This is a genomic window from Marisediminicola sp. UYEF4 (genome assembly GCF_040546025.1).
Lineage (GTDB): Bacteria > Actinomycetota > Actinomycetes > Actinomycetales > Microbacteriaceae > Marisediminicola.
In genome coordinates this window covers 1-23792 of sequence record NZ_JBEPNA010000005.1, presented here as the reverse complement: position 1 = coordinate 23792, position 23792 = coordinate 1, and the positions used below count along the sequence as shown (strand labels likewise).

The following is a 23792-nucleotide window of genomic DNA, read 5'->3' as shown; positions in this document are numbered from 1 at the left end:
CGCACGCACCCGCAATTTCTGCCGCATTTACCCCGTGCAATAATCCGGGAGTGACGCCCACAGCTCGAACCAGCCGCCCCATCCCTCTCGCGATTTTCCTGGTTTTCGCCGGGGCGATCGGGTTCATCGCGGCGTTTGCGCTGACACTGGAGAAGTTCGACGGTCTCGTCAATCCGGGCCAGGCGGCCGGCTGTGACTTCAGTGTGCTGGTGCAGTGCACCAAGAATCTGGAGTCTGCCCAGGGGTCCACGTTCGGGTTCCCGAATCCGCTCATCGGGCTTGCCGGTTTCACGGCGGTCATCGCCGTCGGCGTCGGGGTGTTGGCGGGCGCGCGCTTCGCCCGCTGGTTCTGGGGGCTGTTCAATCTCGGCCTGCTCGGGGCGTTGGCCTTTGTCGTGTACCTGATCAGCACCAGCATCTACTACCTGGGCACATTGTGCCCGTGGTGCATGATCGTCTGGTCTGTCACGATTCCGTCGTTCATCGCGGTGACCCTCTACAACGCGAAGTCGGGCGTGATCCCCCTGCCGGGCAGGCTCAGGCGTGCCCTGGGCGGGGCCTACGCGTGGACACCCTTCATCGCCCTGCTCTGCTACATCGCCGTCGCGGTACTGGCCCAGTTGCGCCTTGACGTGATCCGATACCTCTAGTCGAACCAGAGGGCCAGTTCGCGCTCGGCGGACTCCGGGGAGTCGGAGCCATGCACGAGGTTCTGCTGTACGGCGAGGCCCCAGTCGCGGCCCAGATCGCCACGGATCGTGCCTGCGGCGGCGGTGGTCGGGTCAGTCGTTCCGGCGAGTACGCGGAAGCCCTCGATGACGCGGTTTCCCGCGATGCGGATCGCCACGGACGGCCCGCTCTCCATGAACTCGAGAAGGGGCTCGTAGAACGGTTTGCCAAAGTGCTCTTCGTAGTGCGTGCCGAGTCGGCCGCGGTCGGCCTCGACGAGCTTGATGTCGACGAGCTTGTAGCCCTTCGCCTCGATGCGCCGCAGGATCTCTCCCGTGAGGTTGCGCACGACTCCGTCGGGCTTGATCAGAACGAGTGTTTCTTCGACATGGGTCATGGGGCTTCCTTTGCGTCGGTGGTGGGGTTTTCGGTGGTGTCGTCGGGGAAAAGCGCGGCGTTTCGGGTGTCGAGTCGCCGGCCGGTGATGAAGCAGTAGGTCCAGAGGGCCACGAAGATCGCGCCGATCCCGAACATCAGCGGCTCGAGCAGGCCGGTGAGAATGATGACGATCTGCATGAGCCAGCCGACCCAGACCGCCCACTCGAAGCGCATGACGCGCCCGAGGGCAAGGAGGATCAGGAACAGCACTCCCCCGCCGATGAACGCCGCAGCGGGAGGCAGCGCGTCGAGCGCGAACACCACGAGGGTCAGGAAGAAGACCAGCAGCGCTTCGAGCAGGAGCACGATCGAGAGCAGCGACTCGGTGGCCGATCGGCGCCGTGGCACCCGTCGTTCGCGGCGGCTCACCTCTTCCAGCCCTCGCGATCGGCGATGGCGATCGCATCACCGACGAGGGTGATCGACCCGGTGACGAGCACAGCCCGCTTGGCCGCTCCTGAGGCCCAATCGCGTGCGCTCGTGAGCGCCTCCTCGGCGTCGGCGAAGACCTCGTACGATTCGGGGCCGGCGACCTCGCGCACGATCTCGCCCAGCTCGTCCTCGTCGATGGCGCGAGCGGAGCTCGACCGGGTGACGTGGAAACGGCTCGCGATGGGGGTCAGCGCCGCGATGATGCCGGCGGCATCCTTCTCGTCGAGCGCCGCAACAACGATGCAGACCTCGTCGAAGGTGAAGTACGTCGCCACCGCGGAGGCGAGCGCGCCCGCCCCGTCGGGGTTGTGCGCAGCATCCACGAGCACACTGGGCTCGACCCCGACAACCTGCAGCCGTCCCGGTGAGGTCGCGGTGCCGATGCCCTCGGCAAGCACGTCTCCGACGAGCATCTGGGTACCACCACCGAGGAACGATTCGACCGCGGCGATCGCAACTGCGGCGTTCTGGGCCTGGTGGTCGCCGAACAGCGGCAGGAAGAGATCACGGTAGGTGCCGGCGAGACCCTTGACGCTGATCACCTGGCCGCCCACTGCGACGGAGTTGTCGATCAGACCGAACTCCTCGCCCTGGGCGACGACCGTGGACTCTGTCAGCTCGGCCGCGTGCCGGAGCACCGCGAGGGCGTCGGGCTGCTGCACTGCGGTGACGACGCTCGCGAGGGGCTTGATGATGCCCGACTTGGTCTTGGCGATCTCGAGAACGGTGTTGCCGAGCCGTGCGGTGTGGTCGAGCGAGATCGGGGTGAACACCGCGACCTGGCCGTCGCCGACGTTGGTAGAGTCCCACTCGCCACCCATGCCGACCTCGATCACGGCGACGTCCACCGGCGCATCCGCGAAGCACGCGAATGCAAGCGCGGTGAGCGCCTCGAAATAGGTGAGCGCGAGCTCGCCCGCCTCGATGAGCTCGTTGTCGACCATCGCGAGGTACGGGGCGATGTCGTCCCAGTTGGCGACGAACGCCTCGTTCGAGATCGGCTCACCGTCGATGACGATGCGCTCGTTGACGCGCACGAGATGGGGACTGATCATGAGTCCCGTTCGGAGCCCGTAGGCACGCAGAATGCTCTCGGTGATGCGGCTCGTGCTCGTCTTGCCGTTCGTTCCCGTGATGTGGATGATCGGGTAGGTGCGCTGCGGGTCCCCAAGCAGCTCGAGCACCTTCCGGGTCGGCGCGAGCCGCGGCTGCGGGTTGGCCTCACCGACGCGGGCCAGCAGCTCGCCGTAGACACGGTCGGCCGGCGCCTGGAAGAGCGCGTCGTTGCTCAGTTCAGGATCTTCTGCGTCGCGGTTCTTAGACATCGACACCCCTTCCATGCACCGACAGCTCGATGACGATTGCTTCGTTGTTGGAGTACCGCTCGGCGGGCACTGTGGCCCGGTACGCACCTGCGGCGCCGGCGATGGCGGCGGCGGCGTCGAGTTCGACGGGAGCGTGCCACGAGGTGGCGAGTGTGGACGCGAGCGTTTCCTCGCCGATCATGCTCTCATAGGCCCGGCTTCCGGCCCATTCCGACTCGGAGCCGAATACCAGCCTCAGATCGATCCGGTCGCTCACCTTGAGACCGGCGGCCTTGCGGGTGTCCTGGATCGCGCGCACGAGGTCGCGTGCGAGGCCCTCCGCTTCGAGCTCCGGTGTCGTCGCGGTGTCGAGAAGCACGAATCCGCCGCGGGGCAGGAACTCGATCGCCTTCGAGTCATCCGCCGCCTGCAGTTCGAGTTCGAACTCCCCCGGAAGCAGCTCGATTCCGCCGACGACGACTCCGCCGTCGGTCCGCTGCCAGTCACCGGACTTCGACGCTCTGATCACGGCCTGCACGTTCTTGCCGATCCGCGGGCCGACGACCCGGGAGTTGACACTGAGGCGCTTCGTGATTCCAAACTCACCGAGGCTCGACTCCTCGAGCACGCGCAGCGAGACCTTCTTCACATTGAGCTCGTCGCGCAGGATGTCGGAGAAGTCGGCGAGTCCGTCGATCGAATCGGCGACGACCGTGAGCTCGGCGAGCGGAAGCCGCACGCGCTTGCCGGTCGCCTTGCGCAGGGCGAGCGCCGAGGAGGCGATCTCCCGAACCCGGTCCATCGCGTCGACCAGCGCGGCGTCAGCGGGGAACGCCTCAGCGTCCGGCCAGTCGGTGAGGTGCACGCTGCGTCCGCCGGTGAGGCCCTGCCAGATCTCCTCCCCGATAAGCGGGATGAGGGGGGCGGCGACGCGGGTCACGGTCTCGAGCACGGTGTAGAGCGTGTCGAACGCGTCCCGGTCGTCGCCGGCCCAGAACCGGTCGCGGCTGCGGCGCACGTACCAGTTGGTGAGCACATCGGCGAAGTCGCGCAGGGTCGCCGTAGCTGCCGGACTGTCGAGGGCCTCCAGCTGCGCCTCAACCTCCTGGATGAGCAAGCGGGTCTTCGCGAGCAGGTACTGGTCGAGCACATCTTTCGAGTCGGTGCGCCAGGTTGCGTCGTACCCGGCGGCGTTCGCGTAGAGGGTGAAGAAGTACCACGTGTTCCAGACCGGCAGGATGAATTGCCGCACGGATTCGCGGATTCCCTCCTCCGTGACGACGAGGTTGCCGCCGCGGATAACCGAGCTCGACATGAGGAACCAACGCATGGCGTCTGCTCCGTCACGGTCGAAGACCTCGCTGACGTTGGGGTAGTTGTTGAGGCTCTTCGACATCTTCTGGCCGTCGGAACCGAGCACGATGCCGTGGCTCACGACATTGCTGAACGCGGGGCGGTCGAAGAGCGCGGTCGACAGGGCGTGCAGGGTGTAGAACCAGCCGCGCGTCTGGCCGATGTACTCGACGATGAAGTCGGCCGGGTTGTGGTTCTCGAACCAGTCCTGGTTCTCGAACGGGTAGTGCACCTGAGCGAACGGCATCGAGCCGGAGTCAAACCAGACGTCGAGAACATCCTCGATGCGGCGCATCGTCGATGCGCCGGTCGGGTCGTCCGGATTAGGGCGGGTGAGTTCGTCGATGTAGGGACGGTGCAGGTCCGTCGGACGCACCCCGAAATCCGCCTCGAGCTCGTCGAGCGAGCCGTAGACGTCGATGCGGGGGTACGCGGGATCGTCGCTCTTCCACACGGGGATGGGCGATCCCCAGTAGCGATTGCGCGAGATCGACCAGTCGCGGGCATTGCCGATCCACTTTCCGAACTGGCCGTGCTTGACATTCTCGGGCACCCAGTTGATCTGCTCGTTGAGCTCGCCCATCCGGTCCCGGAACTGCGTTACGCGCACGAACCAGCTCGAGACGGCCTTGTAGATGAGCGGATTGCGGCAGCGCCAGCAGTGCGGGTAGCTGTGCTCGTAGCTGGCCAGGCGCAGCAGGCGCCCGCCCGTGCGCAGCAGCTGGATGAGTGTCTTGTTGGCCTCGAAAACCTGAAGGCCCGCGACTTCTTCGATCTGCGGCAGGAACTTGCCGCCGTCGTCGACCGAGATGATGACGGGGATGCCGGCAGCGGCGCACACGACTTGGTCGTCCTCGCCGTAGGCGGGCGCCTGGTGCACGATGCCGGTGCCCTCGCCCGTCGCGACGTAGTCTGCGACGAGTATCTGCCAGGCGTTGTCGGTGCCCCACTCCTCGGTGTCGGCGTAGTAGTCCCACAGCCGGTCGTACGTGACGCCGTCGAGCTCGTGGCCGAGCACAGTCGACGTGACGGCGGCGCGAGCGTCCTCGATCGAGGCGTAGCCGAGGTCCTTGAGGTAGGCGCCGATCGTGTCGCTCGCGAGCAGGTAGGAGGCGACGCCCTCAGCCGACCCGTCGCCGGCGCCGAGTGGGCCGCTCGCGATCACGGAGTATTCGATGTCGGGCCCGACGGCGAGGGCGGCGTTGGTGGGCAGCGTCCATGGTGTCGTCGTCCAGGCGAGGGCTCGCACGGCCGTGAGGCCGAGCGCCTCTGCCTTGACGCCGTCGAGCGGGAAGGTGACGGTGACGGACTGGTCCTGGCGCATCTTGTAGACGTCATCGTCCATGCGCAGTTCGTGGTTCGACAGCGGGGTCTGGTCGTGCCAGCAGTACGGCAGAACCCGGAATCCCTCGTAGGCGAGTCCCTTGTCGTGGAGCTGCTTGAAGGCCCAGATGACGGATTCCATGAAGGTGACGTCGAGGGTCTTATAGTCGTTCTCGAAGTCGACCCAGCGAGCCTGCCGCGTGACGTACTCCTCCCACTCTCCGGTGTACTCCAGTACCGACTTGCGGGCGACATCGTTGAAAGCGGCAATGCCCATCTCGTCGATCTGGTGCTTCTCGGTGATGCCGAGCTGACGCATAGCCTCGAGCTCGGCGGGCAGCCCGTGGGTGTCCCAGCCGAATCGGCGGTGCACCTGCAGCCCGCGCATTGTCTGGAACCTCGGGAACAGGTCTTTCGCGTACCCGGTGAGGAGATGTCCGTAGTGGGGCAGGCCGTTGGCGAACGGCGGTCCGTCATAGAAGGTCCACTCGCGGCAACCCTCGCGGTTCTCGATCGAGGCGCGGAAGGTCTCGTCGCCCTTCCAGAAGGCGAGGATGCCGCGCTCGATCGCCGGAAAGTTCGGCGACGGCGAGACCGCTCGCGCCGCACCGGCATCCGGGCCAGATCCCTTGGGGTAGTTCATGTCTCTCCTCGGCAGGCTTGGTGCACAGTGGGCCTGTGCTGCACGAGGACGATCTCCCGGTCGTCAGACCGGAATTTCGCGGTACCACCCCGCTTGCCCCACGAGAAGTGGAACCGCTCATTTCGTTGGCGTTGACGGGCCAGACCCGCTCGGTTCTACTCGGCCCAATCCCGGGGGATTCGGCCGTTCTTCCGAGGACTCCCCGGTGATGGCCGGATCGTTGTCGATGTGTCGATTCTAGCCGGATGCTCGGCCAGCTCATAACAAACGCACAACGGTCACCACCTCCCCGATCACTGCCAGCGCGGCGATACGACGCTGTCTACCCCCGGGAATCCGCGGGCGCAACAGGCGGGATAAATGCCTTCGTATCGAACCGGACGTTAGACTAGTCCACGAACTCTTCAGCACCCCACACCAAGGCCGCGGCCCAGAACACTCCCGAAACGGAGATTTTCTGAGGCGTATGGTCGCGAAATCACGCAGCCCTTTGGCTGTTCTGCACAAGTCTTGCTCGCCGCTGGCACCCTGTGTCGCCGCTTGAGTAGCCACTCGCACTGTTGATTCCGACCCGTCCACGACAGCACAGCCACGTCGCGGGATACCCCTGCGTGCGTGCGCTTAAGGAAAACGTGAGCACCACTGCCTCAGTTTCAGTCAAGAATTTGTACAAGATCTTCGGGCGGCGTCCGAAGGATGCCGTCAAAAAGCTTCAGGACGGCGTGAGCCGCTCCGAGTTGGGGCCGCACGAGACCGCCGCGGTCATCGACGCCTCATTCGACGTGAAGAAAGGCGAGATCTTCGTCGTGATGGGCCTGTCCGGTTCGGGCAAGTCGACCCTCATCCGCACCCTCAACGGTCTGCTGGATCCGACGAGCGGATCCGTGACTGTCAACGGAATCGACATCTCCGACGTGCCGGCCGCGAAGCTCCGCGAGGTGCGCCAGAAGAATGTCTCGATGGTGTTCCAGCACTTCGCGCTCTTTCCCCACCGCACCGTTCTCGACAACGCGGCCTACGGCCTCGAGGTGCAGGGCGTTCCCCTCGCTGAGCGCCTCGAACGCGCCCGCAAGATCGTGAGCATCGTCGGGCTCGACGGCTGGGCGGACAAATACCCGTCCGAGCTCTCCGGCGGCATGCAGCAGCGCGTCGGACTCGCTCGCGCGCTCGCCACCGAGACCGACATCCTGCTCATGGACGAGGCGTTCTCGGCGCTCGACCCGCTCATCCGACGCGAGATGCAGGAGCAGCTGCTCGAACTGCAGGCCGAGCTCGGCAAGACGATCATCTTCATCACGCACGACCTCAACGAGGCTATGTTCCTCGGCGATCGCATTGCCGTCATGCGCGACGGCCGCATCGTGCAGATCGGAACCCCAGAGGACATCCTCACCGATCCGGCGAACGACTACGTCGCCCAGTTCGTCCAGGACGTCGACCGTGCCCGCGTGCTCACCGCCGCAACGGTCATGGAGCCGGCGCGCGCCGTCGTACCGCTCAGCGCCGGACCGCGCGGTGCACTGCGGGTCATGCGCGACCTGCAGGCCGGCGCCGCATTCGTGCTCGGCCGCGACCGCACGCTGCTCGGCGTCGTGAGTGACCGGCATGTGATGCGACAGGTCAAGAGCAACGAGACCGACCTCTCCCTGGTCATCAATGAGGAGCACGCGTCGGTGCCGGCGGATGCTGCGCTCGTCGACCTGTTCGAGCTCGCCGTCGAGAGCCCGCTGCCCATCGCCGTCATCGACGACAAGCGTCGCCTGCTCGGTGTAATCCCCCGGGTCACCCTGCTCGCCGCACTCGGGAACGTGCCGACGAACACGACTCCCATCAACATCATCGAGCCCGTGTCGATCATTCCGGATTCTGAGCTCGACGCCATGCTGGCCAGCCCCGAACTCACCCCTGCCGCAGCATCAACCGAGGGGACCCTCGCATGATCACCGACTTCCGCCTGCCCCTCGGCGACATTGTCTCCGACGGCATCGATGTGCTGACCGAAAGCCTTCGCCCCCTCTTCGACCTCATCAGGCTCGTGCTCGTCTCGCTGTACGAGGCGGTCGAGTTCGTGCTGCTCAGTCCGCCGTTCTGGGCGATCATCATCATCGCGGCCGCACTCGCCTACTTCGTGAAGGGGTGGAAATTCGCCGTCGGCACCATCGTGGGCCTTCTCGTCATCGTCGGTGTAAATCAATGGGAGAACTCGATGGCGAGCCTCGCGCTCGTTCTCGTGGCGAGCGCGATCGCTATCGCGATCAGCGTGCCCCTCGGCATCGTTGCGGCGCGGTCGAATCGCGCCTCGGCGACCATTCGGCCGATTCTCGACTTCCTGCAGACCATGCCCGCGTTCGTGTACCTCGTGCCGGCACTGATCCTGTTCCGGGTCGGCGTCGTACCCGGTATTGTCGCCACGATTGTCTTCGCCATGGCGCCCGGCGTTCGGTTCACGGAGCTCGGCATCCGAGGGGTCGACAAGGAGGTCGTCGAGGCCGGCCACGCCTTCGGCTCGTCGCCGTGGCGCATCCTGCGCCAGATCCAGCTGCCCCTCGCGATGCCCACGATCATGGCCGGCATCAACCAGGTCATCATGCTCTCGCTCTCGATGGTGGTCATCGCCGGACTCGTCGGCGGCGGCGGACTCGGCAGCGATGTCGTGCAGGCACTCAGCCGCATCGATGTGGCTCTCGGCTTTGAGGCAGGACTGTCGGTCGTGATCATTGCGATCTACCTCGACCGGCTCACGGCAGCGCTGAGCGGCAAGCGACGCACAATGTGGACGCCGTGGCGCACAAAGGCATCCCCTGTCGAGGCGGCACCCACCCCCGCGCCCGCCGCCGCGACCAAGGACGCCCCCGTCGGCGCTTCCCTCTAGAACTTCCCCGTCAACACAGCAACAGCAACAGGAAAGGCAACAATGAAGAAGTCCATCAAGACCGCTTTCGCATTTGCGGGAGCTGCAGGACTCATCGCCCTCGCCGGGTGCTCCACTGACGCCGATGCATCGAGCCTCGAGAACGGTGATGCCCAAGACGTCACGATCGCCGTGTTCAACGGCTGGCCCGAGGGCGAAGCCGTCAGCTACCTCTGGGCCGCCGTGCTCGAGGAAGAGGGCTACAACGTCGAGCTCGAGTACGCGGATGTCGCGGCCGGTTTCGTCGGACTCTCCTCCGGCGACTACGACCTCAACATGGATGTGTGGCTGCCCGGCACCCACGCGGAGTATGTCGAGGAGTACGGCGACGACATCGTCGACGTCGGCACCTGGAACACTGACGCGACGCTCAGCATCGCCGTGAACGAGGATGCCCCGATCGACTCGCTCTCTGAGCTTGCCGAGAACGGCGACCTCTTCGACAACCGGATCATCGGCATTGAGCCGGGCGCGGGCCTCACGAAGATCACCGAGGAGAACGTCATCCCGACGTACGAGCTCGACGAGTTCGAGTTCCCGACCTCCTCCACCGCCGCGATGCTCACTGAGCTCAAGGCCGCGACGGATGCCGGCGAAAACATCGCCGTCACTCTGTGGCACCCGCACTGGGCCTATGACGCGTTCCCGATCAAGGACCTCACCGACCCGGAGGGCGCCCTGGGCGACGCCGAGGGCCTTCACACGTTCTCGCGCACCGGTTTCGGCGACGACTACCCCACGCTGAACGGCTGGCTCGAAAACTTCGAGATGGAGACCGCACCGCTCGACTCCCTGCAGAACAAGATGTTCGGCACCGGAGCGGACGCCAGCGAGTACGAGGAAATCGTGCAGACCTGGATCGACGAGAACCAGGAATGGGTCGACGGCCTCACCGCCTGATTCCCGTTCGATAAGTGAAATGGTCGTCCGCTTCGCGGGCGGCCATTTTTCGTTGAAGCGAGACGCCACCCCCATGAGAAGCCTCTCATCTTCGGCACCGACGGGAGCGTGGCCGGGCAGGATGGGAGCATGAACCGCTCGGTGCTGGGTACCGCGGCGATCCTTGTGGTCGCCCTGCTCACCGGGGTGCTCATCGGCGGGGTGGTGGCCTCTGGAGCACTGTCGGCGGACCGGGTCGGAGAGGTGCAGCAGATCGCGCCCATCGTCGTGCCGCCGGCGCCGGCCCCTGAACCGCCGGCATCCGACCCAGTTCAGCCGCCGCCCGCGGAGGTGACTGCCCCCGCGCCGCAGCCCGTCACACCACAGCCCGTCACACCACAGCCGCCGTCGGTCATCGACGACGATGATGAGCCCGACGAGGACGACGATGAATTTGATGACGTCGACGATGACGACGACCCCGATGACGACGACTGACGACTGGGGCGGCGCACTCGAGGCAGTCGCCGCCTCGCTCGGGCTCACGCTCATCGCCTCACGACAGTTCCATTCCGAGGCGACGGGCGAGGGATTCACCACCGGGCACGAGGTCGACGTCGAGGCGGCGGACGGCAGCCGCGAGACTCAGATCGTCTACGCCGCGAGCCACCCACGCGGCCGGGAACGGCCCGGCGTGCTCCGGCTGCGAGACGACGACAGCGGGCAGAGAATCGATATCTGGCTCTACCCCCGCGACCCCCGGCTTCCGGCCCTCGCCGCGGCAGTCTTCCCAGCGGCCGCCGGTGTGCTGCTCGAGCGTCTCGGACTCGACGCGACGGGGCTCGCTCTCGAGATCGTCGCCTACCGGCCGGGTAAACGCGCCGTCGTGCGCATGACGACCGCAACCGGCATCCTCTACCTCAAAGTCGTCAAGCCCGAGGCCGTAGATCTCATCCGCTCCCGGCACGAGCTGTGGCAGCGCCATGGTCTCCCTGTGCCGGGCGTGCGCGCCTCCGCATCCGACGGCATCGTCGTCCTCGACACCCTCCCCGGGGCCCCGGCCATCGGAATCCTTCCAGGGATTGCCGCCGGCGATGCCTTCCTCGACGCCCTCGACCGACTCGTCGCCCGCATCAACTCGGTGCCGAGCGAGACCGCGGCGCGTGCGTCGCTCGTCGCCCGACTGGACTGGTACCGACGACGCCTCGAGGTCATCGCCCCCGACAGCCGCGCCGACCTCGAGCGCACTCGCGAGCTCATCGCCGAGCACTATGCCCGAGGAGGGCCCCCGCCCTCCATCACGGTGCACGGCGACCTCCACCTCGGCCAGGTCTTCGTCGACCCGGTGAACCCGACGGAGATCGTGGGGGTGCTCGACATCGACACGGCCGGCCTCGGGGATCCCACAGATGACGCGGCCGCTCTCGTCGCGCACCTGCTTGTGACGGCGGAGCACCGCGACGGAGTCGGCGAACCCGGGCTCGCCGAGACGGCACGATCGCTCGCCGATCGGTCACGGCGCCGCTGGGCCCGCGGGGACGATCCCGGATTCGCCGCGCGAGCGACCGCCATCACCGCGACCCACCTGCTCGGCCATGCCCTCTCCGGCTCGGTGTCGGTGCCGACGGCGGTGCGGCTCTCCGCCGCCGTATTCGCAGACTTTGCCGCCTCAGAAGATGAGAGTGCTCTCACGACTGCCTCTCATTCGTCTCACACCGATGCAGAAACATAGAACCATCACCAGCACCAACGACAAGGAGAATCACATGGACAGCAGGAAGAAGTGGGTAGCAGTCGGAGCCGCATCCGTGCTGGGTCTCGGCCTCCTCGCCGGCGGTGCCGTGGCTCAGGCCAGTGAGATGTCGATCAGCGACCGCTCGGGCGACCAGGTGGGCACCGGCATTACGCGCATCGACGATCGCGTGAACGAGTCACCCGTTCTCGTCCCGTCGAACAGTGTCTCGGCCACGAGCACGACCTCGCCCGTGTCTGCGCAGTCTGCCGTCTCACCCGTCTCGGCCCCGTCGCCCGTCTCGGCCCCGTCACCCGTCTCCCCCGTGTCGGCGCCGTCGCCCGCGTCGCCCGTGAGCGCCGTCTCGCCCGCGTCACCCGTGTCGGTCCAGTCCGCCGCGTCGCCCGTCTCGGCCCCGTCGGCCGCGTCGCCCGCGTCGAGCGACTAGCCCGCACGACCCAGCGCCCGGCCCTTCGGGGGGCCGGGCGCTGCGTCGTTTGTGCGAAGTGCAACCGACGCGTCGCTCAGCGCAGCCGATACCCCATGCCGCGCACCGTCTCGATCCGCTCGGCACCGAACTTGGCCCGCAGGTAGCGCACGTACACGTCGACGACGTTGGAGCCGGGGTCGAAGTCGAACCCCCAGACGCGGCTGAGCAGTTGTTCGCGGCTCAGCACCTGGTCGGGGTAGCGCAAGAACTCCTCGGCGAGGGCGAACTCCCGCGCGGACAGGTCGACGCTGCGCTCGCCGACCATCGCCCGCCGCGTGCGGATGTCGAGCGCGAGGTCGCCGTGGCTCAGCTCAGCGGTGACGACCTGGCCGGCGTCCCTCAGTCGCACCCGGATGCGCGCGAGGAGCTCGTCGAACTTGAACGGCTTGGCGAGGTAGTCGTTGGCACCGGCGTCGAGTCCGGTGACCGTGTCGGCCACCGCGGTACGGGCGGTGAGCATGATCACCGGCAACGACGCGTCCTGCGTCCGGAGCCGCCGCAGCACCTCGAAGCCGTCGAACCCGGGGAGCCCGACGTCGAGCAGCACGAGGTCGTAGCTTCCGGTGAGGGCGTGACTCAGGGCGTCCGGGCCGCTGGTCACGATCGACGCCGAGTAGCCGGCGGCGCGCAGGCCCTTGCCGACGAAGAGGGAGATGCGTTCCTCGTCCTCCGCAATCAGGATGCTGCTCATGGCTCGTCCGTCTCCTCACGCTGAGAACTGCCGACCAGGGGCACGACAATTCCGAACCGTGAACCGGCCGGCGAGGTCGACAGGCTGACCCGCCCGCCGTGGGCCGCTGCGATGGCCTTGACGATCGGCAGCCCGAGTCCCGACCCCTGGATACCGCGCCCGGCGTCGACCCGCCCGAAGCGTTCGAAGATGCGGTCCTCGCTGCCCGGCGGAATCCCCGGCCCCTCGTCGGCGACCCAGAACTCTACGGCGTCGGCCGAGTCGTGGTCGAGCGGGGAGTAGTGGGCCGTGCTGCCGATCTCGATGCGGGTGCCCACCGCGGAGTACTTGGCGGCGTTGTCGACGAGATGCAGCCAGGCCTGGGTAATGCGTGCGGGGTCGATCGCTGCGCTCAACTGGACCGCCTCCCCCAGCACCCACTCGTGCCCGGGCATGCCCGTCGCCTTCGCGAAGACGTCGGTAGTGAGGTCGGCGAGGTCGGTGGCGATGCGCGCCCGCACAGTGTTCTGGCTCTCGGCCAGCGACTCGATGTCGTCGACGAGGCCGACCATGCGGTCGAGTTCGTCGATCGCGAGGGCGCGGGTGGATGCCACCTCCGCGGCGTCGGCGGGATCCAGCAACTCGAGGTGGCCGCGCAGGATCGTGATCGGAGTCTTGAGTTCATGGCACACGTCGTCGAGCAGCTGGCGCTGGCTCGTCAGGGCGTTATCGAGCCGGTCGAGCATGTCGTTGACGGTGCCGGTGAGGTCGGAGATGTCGTCGTTGCCGACGACAGGGATGCGTTCGTTACGCTCGCTCGCCGTGATGCGGGATGCTGCTGCACGAAGTTGCCGGATGGGGCGCAGCAACCGGCCGGCGACGAACCAGCCGACAAGGCCGACGGCGGCGAGGGAACCCGCCGCGACCAACGAGTAGGTCGTGAACGCGCGGGTGAGCTCGCGCAGTTCCGCCCCCATATCGATCGCCGTGAGGTAGACGCCCTGCTGAGCGTCGCCCTCCACCGATATCGGAGCGGCGATGTAGCGCAGCTGCCCGAGCGGCGAGACTGCGGTGCCGAGGCGGACCGTGCCGTCGGTGACCTCCGCGGCGACGCGGGAGACGAGCGACGGGTCCTCCTCGAGGTGGAAGTCGATCTCGACGCCGGGCACGAACGTTGCGGCGCCGTCGATGAGCCCGAGCGAACTCTCATTGCGGTCGGGGACCACGCGGGCGAGCACCGCCTCGAGCGCTTCGGTCGTCGTCGCGAAGCCCGGCGCGCCCGGAGCTGCGGCGACGGTGTCGTCAGCGACGGTCGCCGAGGTCTCCCCCGTCACAACGAACCGGGCGGACTCGACCCTCGACAGCAGCCGCTCGTCGATGTCGAGGAGGGTGCGTTCCCGCTGAAGAAGGAACGCGCTCGCGCCGGCGAGAGTCATCCCGACGGCCGTGACGAGCAGGATCGAGGTGAGGATGCGCGAGCGGACAGACCATCGCCGAAGGCGAAGCCGTCCCTTCCCGATGCCGCGCATCACTCCAGTATGGCGAGCGTCCCACGGCGGGCCGGCGTTCATGAGAGCACTCTCACGATCGTGCAGCGCGCCGCACCGAGGCGATCCGATAGGCCGCGCCCAGCACGAGCACTCCGGTGCCGACGGCAACCCCGACCGGCGGCAGGGTCACGACGAGGATCACGCACGACGCCGCCCCGAGAAGCTGCAGCGCGCGCGGGTAGCGCCGCTCAGCCGCGGGCTGCCGGAACGCGGCGACATTCGCGACAAAGTAATAGAGCAGCACCCCGAACGAGGAGAATCCGATCGCCCCGCGGAGGTCGACGGTGAGCACGAGCAGGCTCACGACGACGGCGAGCACGACCTCGGCGCGGTGCGGGACCGCGAATTTCGGATGCACGGAGGCGAGCCAGCGCGGAAGGTCGCCCTCCCTCGCCATCGCGAGGGTCGTCCGGCCGATTCCCGCGATCAGAGCGAGCAGGGCACCGAGGGACGCCGCCGCAGCTCCCAGCCGCACGAGAGGGGCTGCCCAGTCCCATCCGCTCGCGCGAACGGTGTCGGCGAGCGGCGCCGCCGAGGAGGCCACTCCGTCGGGGCCGAGCACGCCGAGCAGTGTAACGGCGACAAGTGCATAGACGACGACCGTGACGGCCAGCGCGATCACGATGGCGCGTGGGATGGTGCGCTCCGGGTTGCGTACCTCTTCACCCATCGTGGCGATGCGCGCGTAGCCGGCAAACGCGAAGAACAGCAGGCCGGCCGACTGCAGGATCCCGTACCCGCCGCCCGCGAGCAGCCCGCCCGGGTCGGCCTGCTGCGCGAACCCCGCAGGGCCGCCGATCACGCTGCCGCCGGCGGCCACCGCGGCGGCGAGGGCGATAAGAACGACGACCACGATCGCGCGGGTGAGCGCGGCTGTGCGCGTCACCCCGCGGTAGTTGACGGCGGCGAGTCCGACGACGGCGGCGACCGCGACCGGCCTCTCCCACCCGGTCGGCGCGGCGTAGAAGGCGAAGGTGAGCGCCATTGCCGCGCAACTCGCGGTCTTGCCGATCACGAAACTCCAGCCGGCGAAAAACCCCCACCACGGCGTAAGCACCCGGCGCCCGTACACGTAGGTGCCACCCGACTCGGGGTAGACGGCGGCGAGCTGCGCCGATGCGAGCGCGTTGCATACTGCGACGACAGCGGCGACGGCCAACCCGACCAGCAGCCCGTTTCCCGCCGCGTGCGCTGCGGGGGTGAACGCGGCGAAGACGCCGGCGCCGATCATCGACCCCAGGCCGATGAACACGGCGTCGGCGAGGCCGAGCTTCCGCGCGAGGGAGGGGCGGCTCGTCATCAGGGCAGGATACGGCGCGCAGGTAACGAGTCGAGCAATTCCCGCGTGAACGGATGGCTCGGGTTCGCCAGAACCGCGCTCGCCTCGCCGCTTTCGACGACAACGCCGTCCCGCACCACGAGCACCGTGTCACTCAGCTGGGCGATCACGGCGAGGTCGTGGGAGATGACCACGAGCGAGAGCCCGGTGCTCCCTTGCAGGTTCTCGAGCAGCGCGAGCACCTGCGCCTGCACCTGCACGTCCAGCGCCGAGACGGGCTCGTCGCACACGAGGATGCTCGGCCGCCGGGCGAGTGCCCGCGCGATCGCGACCCGCTGTCGCTGCCCTCCCGAGAGCTCGTGGCCGCGCCGCCCGAGGTGCTCCGCCGAGAGTCCGACCTGCTCGAGCAGCTCGAGGATGCGCGCCGGGCGGTCGACGCGCGCGTCCGTGATGGCGACGGCCTCAGCGAGGATGCGCCGCACCGTATACCGCGGGTCGAACGACGACGCCGGGTCCTGCTCGATGAGCTGGATGCCGCCGCGCATCCGCCGCCGGGTGGACTCGGCAAGCGAGCTCCATGGCCCGCCGCGGAGCAGCACCTCGCCGGAGTCCGGTGGTTCGATCGCGAGGAGCAGCCGGGCCAGGGTGCTCTTGCCAGAACCTGATTCCCCCACGATGCCGAGCGTCGTGCCGGCCCGGAGCTGGAGCGACACGTCGTCGAGGGCCACCGTTGTGGCGCGGCCCGGCGCGGGGTAGCGCTTGACCAGGGAACGCGCAGCGAGCACGATCTCGCCCCCACCGCGTGTCACGGCGTGACCGGTGGGTGAGGCGTCGAGCAATGCCCGCGAATACGGATGCGTGGGGTTCGCGAGCAGGTCGGCAGCCGCGGCGATTTCGACGATGCGGCCGTGCTGCATGACCGCGATGCGGTCGGCGATCTGCGCGACGAGGGAGAGGTCGTGGCTCACGAGCAGCAGCGCGAGCCCCGACTCCTTGAGGCTGCTGAGCAGATCCAGCACCTTGGACTGCACGGTCGCGTCGAGCGCCGTCGTCGGCTCGTCGGCGACCAGCAGCACGGGTGCGGCCGCGAGGGCGGAGGCGATCAGGGCGCGCTGACGCAGCCCACCGGAGAGCTCGTGCGGGTACTGCCGGGCGCGCGTCTCGGGGGTCGGGACCGCGACGTCCTCCAGCATCCGGAGCACCCCCGCGGCGACCTCGGAGCGCGAGAGCCCGCCCTCGTGCACCTCGATCGGCTCTGCGATCTCGCTCCCGATCCGGCGCATCGGGTCGAGAGAGACGAGGGCGTCCTGGCTGACAAGGCCGACCAGGCGCCCGCGGACGGAGCGCCACTCGGCGTCGGTGTACGCCGACACGTCCACGCCCGCGACCACGAGCTCGTCGGTGCTGATGTCGGCGCCGTCGGGAGCGAGCCCGAGCAGGGTGCGCGCGGTGATCGTCTTTCCCGATCCGGATTCCCCGACGATCGCGAGGCACTCGCCGGCCGCGATGGCGAAGCTCACCCCGTCGACGACGATTCTCTGCCCGAACCGCACCCGCAGGTTGCGCACCGAGACGAAGCTCATGCCGCTCTCCCCTCTCCCGGTGCCCGCAGGTACCGGCCGAGCACGCTCGCCGAGATCACCGTGACGGTGACGACAAGGCCGGGGAACACCGCGATCCACCAGGCGGTGCCGAGGAAGTTGCGTCCCTCTGAGAGGATGAGGCCCCACTCTGGTGTTGGCGGCTGCGGTCCGAGCCCGAGAAAGCTGAGGCCGGCGGCCGACGCGATCGCGGTTCCGAAGCCGATCGTCGCCATCACCAGCAGCGGGCCGAGGGTGTTGGGCACCACGTGGCGCAGCACGCTGCGCCATCTGGGCACACCGAGGATCAGGGCGGCGCGCACGTAGCCGGAGCGCCGAACGGTGAAGGTCTGCACCCTCGCGACCCGCGCGTAGACCGGAACGGCCGCGAGCGAGATCGCAATGACGAGGCTTGCCGGGCCCGGGCCGAGAATCGCGATGACCAGCAGCGCGAGCAGGAACTCGGGGAACGACATGAGCACCTCGATCACGCGTGAGATCGCGCCGTCGATCAGACGTGGCGCGAGCCCCGCGAGGGTCCCGACCAGTAGCCCCGCTGTCATCGCGATCGTCGTGGCGAGAACCCCGATCGCGAGGGAGAAGCGTGCGCCGTAGACGACGCGCGCGAAGACATCCCTCCCGGTCTGGTCGGTGCCGAACGGATGCTCGATGCTCGGCGCCCGCAGTGCCTGCAGCACCTGGGTCTGGATGGGATCGGCGCTCGTGAACAGCGCGGGTGCCGCTGCCGCGACGACGAGAACGAGCAGGAACGCGGATGCCGCGATCGCGCCGGCGAGACCGGCTCGCGGCGGCCGGAGGCGGGTCCTGCCGAGCAGCACCGTCATGTTGCCAAGTTCCGGGTACGCAGGCGCGGGTCGATCCACCGGTAGAGCACATCGACGGCGAGGTTGATGAGCGCGAAGGTCACTGCGGCGAGCAGGATGATGCCGAGCACCACGGGGAGGTCGCGGTCGATGATCGCGCGAAGGGTGACCCGCCCGAGTCCCGGCCGAGCGAAGACCGTCTCGACCAGCACGGCACCGCCGATGAGGGTGCCGACAAGGTAGCCGACGAGGGTGACGCTGTCGGCCGCAGCGTGCCTCAGGGTGTGCCGGAGCAGCAGGCGGCGGCCGTCGATCCCACGGGCGATGGCAGTCGTCGCAAACGGTCGCGCCGCCGCGGCATCCAGCCCCTGCCGGAGAACCTGGCTGATGACTCCGGCGACCGGCAGGGCGAGGGTCAGTGCGGGAAGCACGAGCGCGCGCAGGCTCCCGGTCTCGGCGATGGGGAACCAGCGCAGCTGGAAGACGAAAACGGCGATGAGCACGAGGCCCGTCCAGAAGGTGGGTGAAGAGACAGCGGTGAGCTCGACGAGCGACACGACGCGGGTGGAGCGGCGTCCGCGTGCGGCGAGTGTCGCGAGCGCGGCGAGCGAGAGAGCGAAGACGAAGGCCAGCAGGGTGAGCTGCAGGGTCGCCGGCAGTTGCTCGCCGATCACCGACGAGACGGGTTGCCGTAGCTGGTACGACTCGCCGAGGTCACCCGTCGCGAGGCGCCCGAGGTACTGCAGGTAGCGGGCGAGCGGCGGGTCGTTGAGCCCCCAGTCCGCTCGGATCTGCGCCTTCACCTGCTCGCTGACCTGCGCCTGGACGCCCAGCATGACCTCGACCGGATCACCGGGGATGAGGGTGAGGGCGAGGAACCCGGCCGTCGCCGCGCCCCAGACCACGAGGAGGAGCCCGCCGAGGCGTCCGAGAAGCCAGCGCGCTGACGCTGCGGGGACTCGACGCTTCGACGGACCCTGCCTCACGACCCCTGGACCTGGACGCCGTAGAACAGCGGTCGGCCGTACAGGTCGAAGGTGAGCCCGGTTACCGAGTCGCTGAAGGCCGTGATCATCGACGGCACGTACAGCGGTACGATCGCGACGTTTTCGGCGTTCCACTGCTGAAGCTCGGTGTAGAGGGCGGCGCGCTGGGCCGGATCACTCGTCGCGACGGCATCCTCCAGCAGGGTGTCGATGGCGGGGTCGCTCACGCCCGACGCGTTCTGGAACCCGTCGGTGTGCAGATGGCTGCGCAGCAGGTCGGCGTCGACGCCGGAGAAGCCCCAGTCGGTGATGTCGAACGTCTTGGGTCCGTACTGCTCGTTGTAGGCGGCCGGTTCGAGTGCCTCGCGAACGATCTCGAAGCCGATCCCCTTGAGGTCGGACTGGATCACGTCGGCCAGGCTCGCGCGGTCGTCCGGGATGGGCGTGTACGCGATCCAGCGGGCGCTCAGCCGTTCGCCGTCCTTCGTGCGGTAGCCCTCTCCATCCCGCTCGGTCCAGCCTGCCTCGTCGAGGAGTGCGTTCGCGCGGTCGACGTCGACGGCTGGGCGCTGCTCGAGCGAGCTGTCGTACGAGTCGGGGGTCGTCGGGCCCAGGATGCTCCAGGCGCGCGGGTACTGGCCGAAGAAGATGCCATCGACCGCGTCCTGCGGGTCGAATCCGAGCTGGAACGCCTGGCGCACCTTCACATCGGCGAACACGCCGTTGTTCTGGTTGAGATAGAGCGAGTAGGGCAGCCCGGGCAGCTCGACCGAGTTGACGGTGATGTCGTCGCCGAGGCTTCCCACTGTGCTCGGGGTCACGTTGCCAGCCACCTGCACCTCGCCGCTCGTCAGCGCTCCCGTGCGCACCGAGGGCTCCGGCAGGATCCGCACGACGAGTTCGTCGAGGTCGCTCGCGCCGCTGTGCTCTGCGCCCTCGGGCGCCCAGTCGTAGTCGGGGTTCGCCGTGTAGACGATCTTCTGGTCGGGCGTGTACTCGCTCAGCACGAACGGGCCGGTGCCGACGGAGATGCCGGGGCCGCCTGTCTTGAGCTCGTCGGCCTTCTCGTCGAGGACCGCGGGCGAGTAGAAGCCGAGCAGGGAGGTGCTGACGGCCTGCAGGAACGGCGCGTAGGGGGTGGCGAAGTCGAAGCGGACGGTGAATTCGTCGACGGCCTCGGCGCCGAGGTAGGAGCCGCCGTCCTCGCTGTAGCCGATCATGCTCGCGGCCTGGGCCGATGCGGTCTCCGGCGCGGTGACGTGCTCGAAGTTGGCGACGACCGCGTCGGCGTTGAACGGCTCGCCGTCGTGGAAGGTGACGTCTTCGCGCAGGGTGAACTCGTACTGCAGTTCGTCGTCGGAGATCGTCCACGACTCGGCGAGCCACGGCTGGAAGCTTCCGTCGAGGTCCTGCGCGACGAGCGAGTCGAAGACCGCCCGCTGCACGAGCGCGCTCACGTCGAGCTGGCTCGAGTGCGGGTCCATGTGTCCTGCGCTGAGGTTCGCTCCCTCGATCGCATAGGTGAGCGACTGCTGGTCGCCCTCACCGCCTGCCGCGGTGCATCCCGCCAGCATTCCGGCGATCGCGAGGCCGGCAACGGCCCCTGCTGTTCTGAGCGAGCGTGGGGGGCGAGCGGGCATGCGTGTATCTCTATTCTCTTGCTGGGTGTCCCACCATCCTACAATAACTGGACTCGGTCTATTAAAGAGGGGCAGCCAGATGACGAACACCCGCGGCCGGCCCCATGCATCCTCCTGCGAGATGCTTCAGGAGGCCGCATTCGAACTGTTCCTCGAGAACGGTTACGCTGGCACCACCGTCACCCAGATCACCCAGCGTGCTGGCGTCAGCCGGGCGACGTTCTTCAACTACTTCTCGGCGAAGAGCGACGTGTTCTGGATCGACCTCGACGACGTGCTCGCGCGCCTGCCGCACGGCCTCGCCACGACGGATGCGCGCGCGCCGGTCATGCAGGCGATGTGCTCGGCAATCGTTTCGGCCAGCGCGAGCCTGGGACCGTCCAAGGTGCCGTGGGCGCTCACCCACCTGTCAATGATCGGCGACATCGGCGAGCTCCAGTCGTCGGCGATGTCGAGGCTTGCGTGCCAGGCGCGCATTCTGACCGAGTTCATCACACGACGCATCGGGCGCGGTTCCGAGGCGGCGTTGATCGCGCGGGCGGCAAGCTTCGCGGCGATCGGAGCGGTCATCGCGGCCACCCAGGCGTGGGCGGACGCGAGCACGAAGAGGGGCGAACTCGGGCCCTATCTCACGGCCGCGCTGTCGCCGCTGTGCCACGGCGTTCAAGACGCCATCGACTCGATGCCGCAACGCGAATTGTGAGGTCCGGCCTTGCCCGCCTAGGCTGATCCCGGCCGCGGTAGTCCGTGGCCACCGTTGTATTCGCTCGCGGGATCGTCCGCGACGGTATCCGAGGGGCAGAATGACCAACGACACCCCGACCGAGCGGTTCGATCCCACCGGCAAGGGCAGCGGCGACAACCCGCCGGCCGCCGCCAAGCCGGTGGATGCCCACACCGAGGCGATCTCGAACGCGGACGTCGGCGATGGGGCGCCGACCGAGGCTTTCGATCACCGATCCACCGGCGCCGCAACAGCCCCACTCGGGACGGGCCTCTATAGCGCCACACCGTTCGGCGCGGACAAGCTCGGGGCTACCCAGCCGCTCGGTGCCACCCGACCCGATGACGCCACCCAGGTGCTCGGTGCCACTCCGCCCGATGACGCCACCCGTGTGCTCGGCGCCACTCCGCCGACCGTCGCCACGCAGGCGTTCACTCCCCCGACGCCCGCCGGCGGATATGGGGCGGCCGGGTTCGAAACTGCCCTTTTCGGCACGTCCGGGGCCGCGCAGCCGGCCACCGCGCCCGTTGAGGCCTCGCCGGTGGCTCCGTCCCATGCTGACGAGAAGTCCCGCGGCCCGCTCATTGCCCTCCTCATCATCGGTGCGGTCATCGCCGTCGCGGCGACCATGATCATCTTCACCCTGGTCACGCGTGCCGACGGGCCAGAGGTCACCCCGGGGCCGTCGGTGGCACCGAGCTCGACTCCTACTCCGACGCCGACGAGCACGCCGGAGCCCACGCCCGAGCCTGAACCTGCCCCTGCACCCGCGCCCGCGCCCGCTCCAGAACCCGAGCCTGCACCGGAACCCGCGCCGGAACCCGCGCCGGAGCCCGCTCCGGAGCCCGCTCCCGCTCCTGCCCCTGCCCCGGATCCAGCACCCGCGCCGGCACCCGCGCCCGCGCCCGCATCCGCGCCAGAGCCCGCACCCACACTTCCGATCGCTCCTGGCGGCGAAGAGACGACCGGCTAGTACCCCACCAACAAAGGCGGCCATGAGCGACGACACTCCGACCGATCGATTCGATCCGAACGCGCCCGATCCGAAGACCCCCGGCCCCAGCGCGGGCGGCACTTCGAACGATGACATGGGCGACGCCCCCACCCGCCGCCTGGATCAGGCTGACGCTGATGCGCCGACCGAGCGCTTCGCCGGGCCCGCCGGGGATGACACGCCCACCGAGCGTTTTGCCACATCGCCGGCCAGCGCCGAACCGGAGTTCCTCCCCCCTCCGCCCGGTCCCCGGGAGCCCCAGCCGGTGCTCGCGCCGCCAACGGAGACCAAGTCGCGGGGCCCGATGATCGCATTCTTCGTCATCGTCGCCGTGCTGCTCATCGCCCTCGCCATCCTGCTCTACAACCTCGCGACCCGAGACCCCGAAACCGCGCCCGCTCCGGTCGCCTCCCCCGACGCATCCGAGGTCCCGACCCCCACTCCAACTCCATCGGACACCGAGCCGCTGGCATCCCCGGAGCCCACGCCGGAACCGACGCCGAGCGAGGAGCCGGTCGAGGACCAAGGCGCGGCCTTCACGACGTTCTCCCCGGAGAGCGGCACGCCTGTCAGCTGCCCGGATGAGACCTCGTCGATTCCGCTGACCTTCGAGTGGACGAGCACGGGCGCCGAGTTGGCCTGGATCGGCGTCGGCACGACCGACGCGAAGGCCGAGCCGTTCGCCGAGGTCGACACCTCAGGGGTGTTCACCGACATCTCGTACCAGTGCGCCAACCCCAGCGAGATCTACACAGTGACCCTCGACGACGGGGCGGGAACGCTCACCCACGCCACGGTCACGCTCGAGCGCGCCCTGGGATAAATACAGTCGGCGACGGTCAGTCGTGGGTGAGGTTGCGACGCGTCGTATCAGTCTCCACAGTCTGAACCTCCTCTGGGCTTTGCCTATTGCCTTTGCGATCGGTACTTCCCGGCCTCGTACGATTCGAGCGGTGTGGCTTCAGCGAGTGCCTCGGCGCAGCGGCGGGCTTCGCCTCGCTACTGGCTCCGAACGATGTGGGAGGGGCGATCCTGGGCGCTCTGGCGATGTTCGGCGCTGTGATGCTGGTCCCATGGCTGCGGCGCGCCCGACTGCGCCTGGTGATCGCGCTCGTCGTCGGCGTCGTGATGTTCCTGTACTGCATTGGAGCTACCCTCTTCTTCCAATGACCCGGCGTGTGGCCCGCGAGTTCATCGCCGAGTACGCGGTTGCTCCCCGCGATAGACGCGCGCGCCGCCTTCTCGTCCCCAGCGCGTTCTGTTGGCGGGGTTTGCACCGTTTTCGCGGGGTCGGGCGGGAATGTCGGTGGTCTGTCGGTGGTCGGGTGTTGGCTGTGGGCATGAGCGGAATCCGGATGTCGGCGCGGGGTC

The 23792-nt window shown here is 68.2% G+C and carries 22 protein-coding genes; 11 read left to right on the top strand and 11 right to left on the bottom strand.

Going from position 1 to position 23792, the window contains the following annotated elements:
- Positions 1–50: 50 nt before the first annotated feature.
- Complete coding sequence (locus ABIB15_RS06885; RefSeq protein ID WP_354476314.1) at positions 51–650, top strand: vitamin K epoxide reductase family protein; 600 nt, start codon at positions 51–53, stop codon at positions 648–650.
- Here ABIB15_RS06885 and ndk read toward each other — a convergent pair.
- The 4 genes from ndk to ileS are packed head-to-tail and all read right to left on the bottom strand — an operon-like array spanning position 647 to position 6162.
- Positions 647–1066 carry a nucleoside-diphosphate kinase gene (gene ndk / locus ABIB15_RS06880; protein ID WP_354476312.1) on the bottom strand — a complete coding sequence of 140 codons (420 nt, stop codon included), beginning with the start codon at positions 1064–1066 and terminating at the stop codon, positions 647–649. The two genes, ABIB15_RS06885 and ndk, sit on opposite strands and share 4 nt — an antisense overlap.
- On the bottom strand, positions 1063–1476 hold the full coding sequence (locus ABIB15_RS06875) for a DUF4233 domain-containing protein (protein WP_354476310.1): 414 nt from the start codon (positions 1474–1476) through the stop codon (positions 1063–1065). The genes ndk and ABIB15_RS06875 overlap by 4 nt, the downstream gene beginning before the upstream one ends.
- The gene (locus ABIB15_RS06870; protein ID WP_354476308.1) at positions 1473–2864 is read right to left on the bottom strand and encodes a bifunctional folylpolyglutamate synthase/dihydrofolate synthase; all 1392 of its coding nucleotides are present in this window, start codon (positions 2862–2864) and stop codon (positions 1473–1475) included. Before ABIB15_RS06870 ends, ABIB15_RS06875 begins: the two co-directional genes overlap by 4 nt.
- Complete coding sequence (gene ileS / locus ABIB15_RS06865; protein WP_354476306.1) at positions 2857–6162, bottom strand: isoleucine--tRNA ligase; 3306 nt, start codon at positions 6160–6162, stop codon at positions 2857–2859. The genes ABIB15_RS06870 and ileS overlap by 8 nt, the downstream gene beginning before the upstream one ends.
- A gap of 665 nt (positions 6163–6827) precedes the next feature.
- Here ileS and ABIB15_RS06860 point away from each other — a divergent pair.
- The 6 genes from ABIB15_RS06860 to ABIB15_RS06835 all read left to right on the top strand — a co-directional run bounded on the left by ABIB15_RS06860 (position 6828) and on the right by ABIB15_RS06835 (position 12132).
- Positions 6828–8102: a quaternary amine ABC transporter ATP-binding protein gene (locus ABIB15_RS06860; RefSeq protein WP_354476304.1), complete on the top strand. Its 1275-nt coding sequence runs from the start codon at positions 6828–6830 to the stop codon at positions 8100–8102.
- Positions 8102–9034, top strand: coding sequence for an ABC transporter permease (locus ABIB15_RS06855; protein ID WP_354476599.1), 933 nt, complete (start codon positions 8102–8104; stop codon positions 9032–9034). The genes ABIB15_RS06860 and ABIB15_RS06855 overlap by 1 nt, the downstream gene beginning before the upstream one ends.
- A 42-nt stretch (positions 9035–9076) precedes the next feature.
- A complete protein-coding gene (locus ABIB15_RS06850) occupies positions 9077–9973 on the top strand; it encodes a glycine betaine ABC transporter substrate-binding protein (RefSeq protein WP_354476302.1) in 897 nt (298 codons plus the stop codon).
- Between the two features lie 129 nt (positions 9974–10102).
- The gene (locus ABIB15_RS06845) at positions 10103–10450 is read left to right on the top strand and encodes a hypothetical protein (RefSeq protein WP_354476300.1); all 348 of its coding nucleotides are present in this window, start codon (positions 10103–10105) and stop codon (positions 10448–10450) included.
- Positions 10401–11684, top strand: a complete 1284-nt coding sequence (locus tag ABIB15_RS06840) for a phosphotransferase (RefSeq protein ID WP_354476298.1) — start codon at positions 10401–10403, stop codon at positions 11682–11684. Before ABIB15_RS06845 ends, ABIB15_RS06840 begins: the two co-directional genes overlap by 50 nt.
- On the top strand, positions 11671–12132 hold the full coding sequence (locus ABIB15_RS06835) for a hypothetical protein (RefSeq protein ID WP_354476296.1): 462 nt from the start codon (positions 11671–11673) through the stop codon (positions 12130–12132). The genes ABIB15_RS06840 and ABIB15_RS06835 overlap by 14 nt, the downstream gene beginning before the upstream one ends.
- A gap of 76 nt (positions 12133–12208) precedes the next feature.
- Here the strand turns inward: ABIB15_RS06835 and ABIB15_RS06830 are convergent, their stop codons facing one another.
- Genes ABIB15_RS06830 through ABIB15_RS06800 form a run of 7 tightly spaced genes read right to left on the bottom strand, consistent with a single transcriptional unit; the run spans position 12209 to position 20703 of the window.
- Complete coding sequence (locus ABIB15_RS06830; RefSeq protein WP_354476294.1) at positions 12209–12865, bottom strand: response regulator transcription factor; 657 nt, start codon at positions 12863–12865, stop codon at positions 12209–12211.
- Positions 12862–14373 (bottom strand): sensor histidine kinase, encoded by a 1512-nt coding sequence (locus ABIB15_RS06825; RefSeq protein WP_354476292.1) that lies wholly within the window; start codon positions 14371–14373, stop codon positions 12862–12864. Before ABIB15_RS06825 ends, ABIB15_RS06830 begins: the two co-directional genes overlap by 4 nt.
- Before the next feature lie 52 nt (positions 14374–14425).
- Positions 14426–15694 (bottom strand): APC family permease, encoded by a 1269-nt coding sequence (locus ABIB15_RS06820; RefSeq protein ID WP_354476290.1) that lies wholly within the window; start codon positions 15692–15694, stop codon positions 14426–14428.
- Complete coding sequence (locus tag ABIB15_RS06815; RefSeq protein WP_354476288.1) at positions 15694–17256, bottom strand: dipeptide ABC transporter ATP-binding protein; 1563 nt, start codon at positions 17254–17256, stop codon at positions 15694–15696. Before ABIB15_RS06815 ends, ABIB15_RS06820 begins: the two co-directional genes overlap by 1 nt.
- On the bottom strand, positions 17253–18098 hold the full coding sequence (locus tag ABIB15_RS06810; RefSeq protein ID WP_354476286.1) for an ABC transporter permease: 846 nt from the start codon (positions 18096–18098) through the stop codon (positions 17253–17255). Before ABIB15_RS06810 ends, ABIB15_RS06815 begins: the two co-directional genes overlap by 4 nt.
- Positions 18095–19063, bottom strand: coding sequence for an ABC transporter permease (locus ABIB15_RS06805; protein WP_354476284.1), 969 nt, complete (start codon positions 19061–19063; stop codon positions 18095–18097). Before ABIB15_RS06805 ends, ABIB15_RS06810 begins: the two co-directional genes overlap by 4 nt.
- A complete protein-coding gene (locus ABIB15_RS06800) occupies positions 19060–20703 on the bottom strand; it encodes an ABC transporter substrate-binding protein (RefSeq protein WP_354476283.1) in 1644 nt (547 codons plus the stop codon). Before ABIB15_RS06800 ends, ABIB15_RS06805 begins: the two co-directional genes overlap by 4 nt.
- 79 nt (positions 20704–20782) lie before the next feature.
- Here ABIB15_RS06800 and ABIB15_RS06795 point away from each other — a divergent pair, with 79 nt between their 5' ends.
- From ABIB15_RS06795 to ABIB15_RS06780, 4 genes are all read left to right on the top strand, one after another.
- Positions 20783–21406 (top strand): TetR/AcrR family transcriptional regulator, encoded by a 624-nt coding sequence (locus ABIB15_RS06795; RefSeq protein WP_354476281.1) that lies wholly within the window; start codon positions 20783–20785, stop codon positions 21404–21406.
- A 100-nt stretch (positions 21407–21506) separates the two neighbouring features.
- Complete coding sequence (locus ABIB15_RS06790) at positions 21507–22400, top strand: hypothetical protein (RefSeq protein ID WP_354476279.1); 894 nt, start codon at positions 21507–21509, stop codon at positions 22398–22400.
- Positions 22401–22422: 22 nt separating this feature from the next.
- Complete coding sequence (locus ABIB15_RS06785; RefSeq protein ID WP_354476277.1) at positions 22423–23244, top strand: hypothetical protein; 822 nt, start codon at positions 22423–22425, stop codon at positions 23242–23244.
- A 92-nt stretch (positions 23245–23336) separates the two neighbouring features.
- The gene (locus tag ABIB15_RS06780; RefSeq protein ID WP_354476275.1) at positions 23337–23591 is read left to right on the top strand and encodes a hypothetical protein; all 255 of its coding nucleotides are present in this window, start codon (positions 23337–23339) and stop codon (positions 23589–23591) included.
- Positions 23592–23792 lie beyond the last annotated feature (201 nt).

What these genes read in the sequence shown, in the direction of transcription:
- ndk (WP_354476312.1), bottom strand. Translation starts at nt 1,066, where the DNA reads ATGACCCATGTCGAAGAAACACTCGTTCTGATCAAGCCCGACGGAGTC.
- ABIB15_RS06870 (WP_354476308.1), bottom strand. Translation starts at nt 2,864, where the DNA reads ATGTCTAAGAACCGCGACGCAGAAGATCCTGAACTGAGCAACGACGCG.
- ileS (WP_354476306.1), bottom strand. Translation starts at nt 6,162, where the DNA reads ATGAACTACCCCAAGGGATCTGGCCCGGATGCCGGTGCGGCGCGAGCG.
- ABIB15_RS06850 (WP_354476302.1), top strand. Translation starts at nt 9,077, where the DNA reads ATGAAGAAGTCCATCAAGACCGCTTTCGCATTTGCGGGAGCTGCAGGA.
- ABIB15_RS06845 (WP_354476300.1), top strand. Translation starts at nt 10,103, where the DNA reads ATGAACCGCTCGGTGCTGGGTACCGCGGCGATCCTTGTGGTCGCCCTG.
- ABIB15_RS06840 (WP_354476298.1), top strand. Translation starts at nt 10,401, where the DNA reads ATGAATTTGATGACGTCGACGATGACGACGACCCCGATGACGACGACT.
- ABIB15_RS06835 (WP_354476296.1), top strand. Translation starts at nt 11,671, where the DNA reads ATGCAGAAACATAGAACCATCACCAGCACCAACGACAAGGAGAATCAC.
- ABIB15_RS06830 (WP_354476294.1), bottom strand. Translation starts at nt 12,865, where the DNA reads ATGAGCAGCATCCTGATTGCGGAGGACGAGGAACGCATCTCCCTCTTC.
- ABIB15_RS06825 (WP_354476292.1), bottom strand. Translation starts at nt 14,373, where the DNA reads ATGCGCGGCATCGGGAAGGGACGGCTTCGCCTTCGGCGATGGTCTGTC.
- ABIB15_RS06820 (WP_354476290.1), bottom strand. Translation starts at nt 15,694, where the DNA reads ATGACGAGCCGCCCCTCCCTCGCGCGGAAGCTCGGCCTCGCCGACGCC.
- ABIB15_RS06815 (WP_354476288.1), bottom strand. Translation starts at nt 17,256, where the DNA reads ATGAGCTTCGTCTCGGTGCGCAACCTGCGGGTGCGGTTCGGGCAGAGA.
- ABIB15_RS06810 (WP_354476286.1), bottom strand. Translation starts at nt 18,098, where the DNA reads ATGACGGTGCTGCTCGGCAGGACCCGCCTCCGGCCGCCGCGAGCCGGT.
- ABIB15_RS06800 (WP_354476283.1), bottom strand. Translation starts at nt 20,703, where the DNA reads ATGCCCGCTCGCCCCCCACGCTCGCTCAGAACAGCAGGGGCCGTTGCC.
- ABIB15_RS06795 (WP_354476281.1), top strand. Translation starts at nt 20,783, where the DNA reads ATGACGAACACCCGCGGCCGGCCCCATGCATCCTCCTGCGAGATGCTT.
- ABIB15_RS06790 (WP_354476279.1), top strand. Translation starts at nt 21,507, where the DNA reads ATGACCAACGACACCCCGACCGAGCGGTTCGATCCCACCGGCAAGGGC.
- ABIB15_RS06785 (WP_354476277.1), top strand. Translation starts at nt 22,423, where the DNA reads ATGAGCGACGACACTCCGACCGATCGATTCGATCCGAACGCGCCCGAT.